This window comes from Marichromatium sp. PS1 (genome assembly GCF_041155115.1).
Classification (GTDB): Bacteria; Pseudomonadota; Gammaproteobacteria; order Chromatiales; family Chromatiaceae; genus Marichromatium; species Marichromatium gracile.
Genome location: NZ_BAAFHB010000002.1, coordinates 1687497 through 1695571 on the forward strand (window position 1 = coordinate 1687497; position 8075 = coordinate 1695571).

5 protein-coding genes and 1 pseudogene are annotated in these 8075 nt (G+C 69.2%); 5 read left to right on the plus strand and 1 reads right to left on the minus strand.

The window, feature by feature from the left end; translation table 11 throughout:
* Nucleotides 1–20 precede the first annotated feature (20 nt).
* Both ACAM26_RS09050 and prsT read left to right on the plus strand, forming a co-directional pair.
* Nucleotides 21–809 (plus strand): class I SAM-dependent methyltransferase, encoded by a 789-nt coding sequence (locus ACAM26_RS09050; RefSeq protein WP_123140331.1) that lies wholly within the window; start codon nt 21–23, stop codon nt 807–809.
* A gap of 149 nt (nt 810–958) precedes the next feature.
* Nucleotides 959–4666, plus strand: a complete 3708-nt coding sequence (gene prsT, locus ACAM26_RS09055; protein WP_369613472.1) for an XrtA/PEP-CTERM system TPR-repeat protein PrsT — start codon at nt 959–961, stop codon at nt 4664–4666.
* A gap of 134 nt (nt 4667–4800) precedes the next feature.
* Here the strand turns inward: prsT and ACAM26_RS09060 are convergent, their stop codons facing one another.
* Entirely contained in the window at nt 4801–4998 is a 198-nt protein-coding gene (locus tag ACAM26_RS09060) for a hypothetical protein (protein ID WP_132229879.1), read from the minus strand.
* A gap of 569 nt (nt 4999–5567) precedes the next feature.
* Between ACAM26_RS09060 and ACAM26_RS09065 the strand changes: the two genes are divergently transcribed.
* The 3 genes and pseudogenes from ACAM26_RS09065 to ACAM26_RS09075 all read left to right on the plus strand — a co-directional run.
* On the plus strand, nt 5568–6902 hold the full coding sequence (locus tag ACAM26_RS09065; RefSeq protein WP_369613473.1) for an ExeA family protein: 1335 nt from the start codon (nt 5568–5570) through the stop codon (nt 6900–6902).
* Between the two features lie 422 nt (nt 6903–7324).
* A complete protein-coding gene (locus ACAM26_RS09070) occupies nt 7325–7681 on the plus strand; it encodes an OmpA family protein (RefSeq protein WP_369613474.1) in 357 nt (118 codons plus the stop codon).
* A pseudogene (locus ACAM26_RS09075) lies at nt 7678–8075 on the plus strand (PEP-CTERM system histidine kinase PrsK); the annotation flags it as partial. The gene ACAM26_RS09070 and the pseudogene ACAM26_RS09075, both read left to right, overlap by 4 nt.

The window sequence follows — 8075 nt, forward strand, 5'->3', positions numbered from 1 at the left end:
GATCAGGAGCCTGGCCGACGATGATGCAACAACGTATCCATCTCTTCGAACTCGAGGATCTGCCCTGGTTACCGGCCGCGATCCGCGACGGTATCACCGACTTCCTCGAGTTCGCGGTGCGGGTTCCCGACCTCTATCGTCCGGTGGCGCCGCGTCTCGAACGTGCCCTGAAGGAGAGCGGGGCGTCGACCATCCTCGACCTTTGCGCCGGCGGCGGCGGTCCCTGGATGCGGATGCTCGATCAGCTCGGTCCGGTTCGCGCCGGCGAGGTCCGCGTGTTGGTGAGCGATCTCTATCCCAATCGCACCGCCCTGGCGCGGCTGCGCGAGCAGGCCGGGGCGCGGGTCGAGGTGGTCGAGCGCTCGGTGAGCGCGATGGCGGTGCCGCGAGATCTCGAAGGCTTCCGCACCCTGTTCTCCGCCTTCCATCACTTTCGCCCGCGCGAGGCGCGGGCGATCCTCGCCGATGCCGTCGAGCAGGGGCGGGGGATCGCGGTGTTCGAGTCGACCCAGCGGCATCCGCTGCTGCTGCTCTATATGCTCTTCACCCCCCTGCTGGTGCTGCTTGCCACCCCCTTCATCCGTCCCTTTCGCTGGAGCCGGCTGTTCTGGACCTATCTGATCCCGGCGATCCCGCTGGCGGTGATGTTCGACGGTATCGTCTCCTGTCTGCGCACCTACAGCGTCGCCGAACTCGATGCGCTCACCCGTGGGCTCGAGCGCGAGGGTTATCGCTGGGAGCGTGGCGTGGCGCGGCTGGGACCCTTGCCGGTGGGGGTGACCTATCTCATCGGATTGCCGGGGCGCTGAGCGGGCACCCGTCTCGGCTCCTGGTGTCTGTCGGTGATCGCGCCGGCAGTACACTCGTGCAACGAAGGTGAGGGCGTGTCGTGCTGGCCTCGGACGCCCCGCCTCGAGGCCATTTCGCAAGAGGATGATCGATGTCGCGTGCAACGAAAATGATCGAGCTGGTCGCAGTCTCCACCGCACTGACGCTGTTGAGCGGGGCTGCCCTGGCCACCCCCGCCGACCCCCTGCAGCGCGGCGCCGCCGCCCTCGACGAGGGTGAGCCGCGGGTGGCGGTGATCGAGCTGAAGAATGCCCTGCAGGCTGATCCGCGCAATGCCCGGGCCCGGGTCCTGCTCGGGCGCGCCCTGCTCGCTCAGGGGGATGTCAACGCCGCCGCCCAGGAGTTCGCGCGTGCACAGCGACTCGGCGCCGATGCCGCGCTGCTCCAGCCCTGGCTCGCCCGCGCCTGGCTGCGTCGTGGCGAGTTCGAGCAGTTGCGCGCGCTCGAGGTGACCCCGGAGCTGTCGCCCGCGCATCGTGCCGAGCTGCTCGCGCTGCGTGCCGAGGCCGAGCTGGCTGACGGCGAGTCGGGCGCGGCGCGGGCGACGCTCGAGCGTGCCGCTGCGCTGCAGCCCGATGCGCCCGCGGTAAAGCTCGCCCTGGCCCGCGTCGAGGTCGCCGAGGGGGCGGTCGATGAGGCGCGTGCGCGGCTCGCGACCCTGCTCGAAAACGCCCCGGAGGCAACCCGGGCCTGGTCGCTGAGCGGTGAGCTGGCGCGCCAGGCGGGTGACATGGACGCGGCCGAGGCGGCCTTTTCGCAGGCCTTGGAAGACCCGTTGGAGCAGGCCCAGGCGCGTCTCAATCGGGCCTATGTGCGGATCCAGGATGGTCGACTCGATGCGGCCCAGGCCGATCTCGATCAGCTGCGCCGCGCCGCGCCCGACAATCCGCTGGTCAAGTACGCGCAGGGCTTGCTGTTCTACAGCCGTGAGGACTATGCCGCCGCGATCGAGCAGCTGGATGCCGCGCTCGGTGCGCTGCCCGATTTCGCCCCGGCGCAGTCGTTGGCGGGGGCGACGCGACTGGCGCTGGGCGAGCCCGAACTCGCGCGCATCCATCTCGAGCGCGCCCGCTCGCTGCGCCCGGATGATGCGTCGACCCAGCGGCTGTTGGCGATGACCCTGTTGCAGCAGGGCGAGGCGGCCAAGGCCGAGCAGCTGGCGCGCGCGGTGCTCGAGCGTCAGCCCGAGGACCTCGCCACCATGGACCTGCTGGCAAGCGCTCTGCTGCAGCAGGGCCGGCGCGAGGAGAGCCTGCCCTATCTGCGGCGGGTCAAGGCGGAGCTGCCCGACTCCCCCGTGGCCAGCGCGCGGCTCGGTGCGGCGCTGCTCGCCGACCCCGGATCCGACGAGGGGGTGCTGGAGTTGCAGGCCGCGCTGGCGCAGGACCCCGATTTCCAGGGCGCGGCCGAGCAGTTGGTGATCGGTCGGTTGGCTCGCGGTGAATTCGACCAGGCACTGGCCGCGGCGCGTGACTATCGCGACCGTCACCCCGACTCGGCGCGCGCCCACACCCTGCTCGGGGTGGTCGAGCTGCGTCGCGAGGCGTCGCAGGCTGCGCGCGCGGCGTTCGAGCAGGCGCTGGCGCTGGATGCCTCGGACCTTGCCGCGACCACCGGACTGGCGACCCTGGCGCTCGCGCGTCAGGACCTTGCCGAGGCGCGGCGGCTGTTCGGCGAGAGTCTCGAGGCGCGTCCCGATGATCCGCGGGTGCTGATCGCCCTGGCCCGGATCGCACTGACCGAGGGCGAGACCGCACAGGCGCAGGCACTGCTCGAGCGGGCGGTGACGCACAACCCCGAGACACTGGCTCCCAGACTCTATCTGGCCGCCTATCTGTTGCGTCACGGTGAGCCCGGGCAGGCGCTCGAGATGCTCGATGCGGCGCGTGCGCGCTTTGCCGAGACCCCGGTGCTGCTCGGTCTGATCGCGGATGCGCAGCTCGCCCTCGCGCGTCACGGCGCCGCGCGCGATACCCTGATGCGTCTGGTCGAGCTGGCACCCGCCGACCCCCGGGTGCGGGTCGCCCTGGCGACCAGTCTGGTGGGTCTGGACGAACTCCCCGCCGCGCGCGACCAGCTCGATCGTGCCCTGGTGATCGATTCCGAGTTCGCTCCGGCGCTTGCCTGGTCGGCACGGCTGGCGCTGGCCGAGGGTGAGTTCGAGCAGGCCGAGGCGCGGCTGGAGCAGCTGCGCCGGGTCCGTGGCGCGCTCGATGCCGATGTGCTGCTGATCCAGGGCCAGTTGGCGCAGCAGCGCGGTGATCTGTCGAGCGTCGCCGATGCCTTCACCGAGCTGCTCGAGGGCGCGAGCGAGGACCCTGCGCTCGGCCTCGACCCGCAGCGTCTCGACGCCGCCGAGCAGCTGGTGCTCGGTCAGGTGCGACGTGGTGACCTGGCCGCTGCGATCGATGCCGCGCGCGCACTCTGTGCGCGTGAACCCGATGCCGCGCGACCGCGTGCGCTGCTCGGGATGATCTATCTGCGCGCCGATCAGCGCGAGGCGGCGGCGACGGCCTTCGCCGAGGCGCTCGACCGCGACCCCGGCATGGCGATGGCGGTCGACGGGCTGGTCTCGCTCGATCTCGAGGGCGATGATCCGGACACCGCCGCGGGGCGTTATCGCAGTGCGCTGGAGTCGGCGCCCGGAGACGCCGAACTGCTGATCGGCCAGGCGCGGCTGGCACTGCTGCGTGAGGATCCGCAAGGCGCGCAGCAGGCCCTCGAGGCGGCGGTGGCGGCCAACCCCGAGCAGCTGCGTCCGCGGCTCTATCTGGCGGCCTACCAGCTGCAGCGTGGCCAGCCACAGGAGGCCCTCGACGTGCTTGGCACCGTGGCGGCGGCCCATGCCGATGCCCCCGATCTGCTCGGGCTGCGCGCCGAGGCCCAGCTCGCGCTGGGGCACAACGAGGACGCGCGTCAGAGCCTGGTGGAACTGGCCCGGCTGCAGCCGGGTGCGCCCGGGATATTGACCGCCCTGGCGACCGCCGAGGCGCGGCTGGGACGCATGGCGCTGGCCGAGGAGGCGCTGCGACGCGCCCTGGAGCAAGCGCCCGATTCGGTCGCCGCGCACGCCGGGCTGGTCCGGTTGGCGCTGGCCGAAGAGGACATGGTGTTGGCCGGTGAGCGACTCGAGTCACTGCGGGCAGTGGTCGGTGAGGCGCACCCCGAGGTGCTGCTGCTCGAGGGGTTGATCGCCGACGGACAGGGGGATGGCGTGGCTGCACTGGCCAGCTATCAGCGTCTGTTCGAGGTGGCGCCGAACTCGGTCAACCTGCTGCGGCTGGCGCGAGCGCAGCGCCAGGCCGATGATCCGGCGGCCGCTGTCGCGACCCTTGAGGGCTGGCTCGTGGAGCACCCCGAGGATGTCCGCATTCAGTTCAACCTGGCGCAGACACAGATGGAGGTCGGGGAGTTGTCACAGGCGATTGCCGCCTTCGAGCGCACCATCGAGATCGCGCCGGAACATGCCATCGCGCTCAACAACCTGGCCTGGTTGATCCGCGACCGGGATCGTGCGCGTGCCCTGGACTATGCACGCCGCGCCTATGCCGCGGCACCTGAGTCGGCAGACGTGGCCGACACCCTGGCCGTGGTGTTGTTCGAGGAGGGCGCGCTCGACGAGGCGAGACGGATCATCGACGAGGCCCAGGCGCTCGCGCCGAAGAGCGCGACGGTGCGCTTCCACAAGGCGCAGATCCTGGTCTCCCAGGGGCTCGACGATGAGGCCGGACGGTTGCTTGAGTCGACCCTCGCCGATGTCGCAGACTTCCCCGAGCGCACCGAGGCCGAGTCGTTGCTCGAGAGTCTCGATCGCTGAACTCCGCGCCCCGTTTCGTCCGAGCCGATCCGGGGCCCTCGTGCATCGGCCTCGCCCCATCCGGGGAGAGGCCTGACACCCGCTCCGTCGGACACGATCTGTCGGCCACTGCCGGCAGATCGTGTCGGTGCGCGTCAGGTCAGCGCCTGATGGCTGGTGTGGTGCTCCTTGTCATAGCGTTGCAGCAGACAGCGATAGACATTGACCAGAACCTCCTCTCTGAAGGTCGCCGGCGGGGTCAGGTCAGCGATCTCGCGCCGGTAATGATCGATGCGTGCGTCGAGATTCATTTCATCGATTGCAACGTCGTTATCGTTCTGATGCTTGTGCATGATTCGGCCTGCTTGTCGTGCGTGAAGTGGATGCGAGCGCGGGGACGGTCATTGCCGTTCCGTGCCGGCTGAGCGGCCCGCTCTAGGCAGCAAAATACGTGCCTTTCTGGTCTTCATGAGCGACATCCGTATCTGCCTGACTGCGAGGGCGTTGTCGAGCGCCCCAGTGGTGCCGCCATACGCGGCATGAGAACGGTTGTGCGCGAACGGGTCGTGGTGCAATGGGTCGTTCACCGTCTTCACATTGCTGCCGTGCGACGCGAGTGTCAGAATCTGACGACCTGTTGCCAATGCTGCCCGTCGTCTTGTTCTATCAGTCCTTGAGTGCGAGATGGGGGCTGGCGCGGCTGCTCGTACGCTACCGCAGATGCGTGTGTCAGGTGCGTCTTCTTTTCCGATATTCGTAGTTGCGGTCTGGCCCTTGTATTGCAATGTCGACTGCACGCAGACAGGGGGGATGCCGACATTTAGGGCAGTGCGCCGCCGTAGCCACTGCCACTGGCCACACCCCGTGATCTTTACCACGAAAAGCATCGCGCCGCCAGATCGATCAGAGGTCTTGAGCCATTATGTACGAGCATTTCTATGCCCTCGGGGCCGATCCGTTTCGCTTGAGCCCGGATCATCGTTTCTGTTTCACCCACAGGAACTACGCCCGTGCGCGCTCTTATATCGATTATGCGCTGCACCGTGGCGAGGGCTTCGTCATGATCACCGGTCGACCGGGGACAGGCAAGACCACGCTGATCAATGACCTGCTCGATCGTCTGCCGACACAGGAGGTGTCCGTCTCCATGTTGGTCAGCACCCAGCTGGCCGCCGAGGATCTGCTGCGGATGACCGCCCACGGTTTCGGGTTGAGTGCCGGCGCCCCGCGCAAGGCGGATGTGTTGCAGGGACTGATGGCGTTCCTCGAGCGCCAGCACCAGGCCGGGCGGCGTGCCCTGCTGATCATCGACGAGGCGCAGGACCTGGCTGCCTCGGCGCTCGAGGAGCTGCGGCTGCTGACCAATCTGCAGCGCCAGGGGCGTCCGCTGCTGCAGATCGTGTTGGTCGGTCAGGAGCGGCTGCGCGAGCTGGTCCAGGGGCCGGATATGGAGCAGGTCCATCAGCGTCTGGTTGCGGCCTGGCATCTCGAGCCGCTGGGACCGGTCGAAACCTTGGCCTATGTCCGCCACCGCTTGGAGAAGGGGGGGTGGCACGGTGACCCGGAGTTCGCGCCCGGGGTGCTGCGTACCGTCTTTGAGTTCAGCGGTGGGGTGCCGCGGCGGATCAACCTGATCTGCAGCCGGTTGCTGCTGCACGGCTTCATCGAGGAGCGCCGCCTGATCAGCGCCGAGGATGCCGAGGGGGTGCTCGATGAGTTGCAGCAGGAGTCGCTGACCGGCGCGTCACCGGAGATCGAGGTCGATTGGGACGCGCTCGACCAGGGATTGAGCGCGTCGCCCGACCTTGCTCCGGTGATCGCCGAGACGCCGCGGCCTGGGGAGGCTCCGCCGTCACAGATGTCTCCGCCACCGTTGGTCGATGACGCCCCGTCCGCAAGCCAGGCCGCCGAGCCGGTGTTCGAGCTCGACGAGGCGCTCGACGGCGAGGTGCCGCCATCCGATGACGAGTTCCCGTTGCGTGAGGCGGTGTTGCTGCCCGAGGAGCTCGATGAGCTCGTCACCGAGCCGGCGGTCGCCCCCTGGACGGCGTCGCTCGCCCGCCCGCTGGGTCGTCGGCGGCAGTGTCCTGGCCGCCAGCTGTCTGCTCGGTGCCTTCTATCTGCTCCAGCCGCAGCAGACCGTCGAGTTGGGGCGAGCGACCTTCGCGTGGGTGGCGCGATCGCTGCACGAGCTGAGGGTCGAGGTGATGCCCCCCGCCGCCGACGATCGGGTCGCCGGCCTCTCGCCGGCCGATGAGCCGCCACCGGCCGCGCCCGAGGCGCTATCGCCTGTCGAGACGATGCCGGCTGCTGTGGTGGTTGAGTCCGGGCTGGTGGCCGAGGAGTCGTCTGTGGCGCCACGACCGGCGCCGATCGAGCCCGAGCCCGAGCCTAACGAGCCTCGCGCACGCGCTCAGTCTCGTCCTGCGGTCGCAGTGGCCGACGCAGTCGGGTCAAGTGTGACCGCCGCCGATCAGGCGCTGCCGGTGGGGCGAGCGACCGCGGATGGGTCCATGGCGGTCTCCACCGAGGTCAGCGATGAGCCTCCGGTGCTCAGGGTGGCCGATCTCCGCTCGGTGGCGCCGTCTCCGTCGACCGCTGCCGCCGCTGTATCGGCCGTTGACAGCTCCGCGGCGGTGCGCGAGGTGTCGCGTGGGCCCTGGCCGGAGCCGCTCCAGGGTGGTGTTCGGGTGGAACAGCACCGAGGTCGAGGGGCGTTTCGCCGGGCGGCTCGATGTGCTGATCGAGGCGTATCGATCGCGTGATGATCTCGGCATCGAGATCATCGGTTATTCCGACGCCCTCGGCGATCCCGCCTACAATCTCGACCTGTCGCGGCGTCGTGCACAGGCGGTTGCCGATTATCTGGTCGCCGGCGGTCTCGCCCCTGATCGATTGCGGGTCGAGGGCCGAGGTCCGGTCGAACCGGAGGCGTTGGAGGGGCAGTCGGCCGAGGCGGCCGGGTCGCGCGGTCGCATGGTCGAGCTCACCCCCTATGCGCCGGAGAGGGTGGAGATGGATGAGGAGAACGGATGAGCGTGCCCACCATCAGCTATGCGGCGGCGCTGATCGCCTATCTGGTGCTGACCCTGCTGCTGGCCACTGCGTGGCGTGGGCGCCTGTTGGGGCTGTTTGCGCTGGTGGCGAGCATGGCCGGCGTCTGCTGGGCGGCGATCGTGTTGGCGATGACGCATGGTCTGCTGCCTGCGGGGCAGTGGTCGGCGGTGGCCGAGCTGATCCGCAGTGGTGCCTGGTTCATCTTCCTGTCGCGGGTGCTGGTGGCCGAGCACGATCCGAGTCAGCTGCGTTTCTGGGCGCAGGCACCGTGGTGGGTGATCAGCGGTGGCGCGCTGCTCACCCTGGGGGTGCCGTTGCTCGAGGTCCCGCTCGGCCTCGACGGCGCCCAGGTGATCAATGCGATGCTGCTCGG